The organism is Bacillus sp. SIMBA_008, from assembly GCF_046535495.1.
GTDB lineage: Bacteria > Bacillota > Bacilli > Bacillales > Bacillaceae > Bacillus > Bacillus subtilis.
The window spans coordinates 1-404 of sequence record NZ_JAWRWL010000063.1; the positions used below are offsets into that span (position 1 = coordinate 1).

Below are 404 nucleotides of genomic sequence, written 5' to 3' on the forward strand. Positions count from 1 at the left end.
ACTGCGAGAGGATCTCGTCGACCGAACCGAAGTGCCGGTAGGCGGTCGCAGGTGAGACCTCAGCACGCTCGGCGACATCGGTCATGCGCACGGACGAACCCCGTCGGGCGACCAGATACGCCGCTGCCTTGATCAGGCGTCGCCGGTTGCGTTCGGTATCGCTGCGCATGAGTCCCCTTCTCTCAGGACGATCGTAGTGCGGTCAGTGCCTCCGCCATGCGTGCGACGCCGGTGCGGATGGCATCATCGGACGCCGCATAGGACAACCGGAGGCGGCCCTCACCGCTCGGTCCGAACTCCGAGCCGGGACGCACCGCGACACCATGCTCGCGCAGGTACGCGACAACAACATCGGGCAACGGCTTGTACGCGACGATACGAGGCTTCATCGTTTTCATTTTCCT

Annotated in this window: 1 protein-coding gene and 1 pseudogene; both read right to left on the reverse strand. The window is 64.4% G+C overall.

Translation table 11 applies throughout. From position 1 onward, the window contains the following. Window positions 1-169: TetR/AcrR family transcriptional regulator (locus tag SB658_RS22115; protein WP_410602339.1), on the reverse strand; the 169-nt coding region annotated here is incomplete at its 3' end. 13 nt (window positions 170-182) lie between these two features. Further along, a pseudogene (locus SB658_RS22120) lies at window positions 183-404 on the reverse strand (hypothetical protein); the annotation flags it as partial.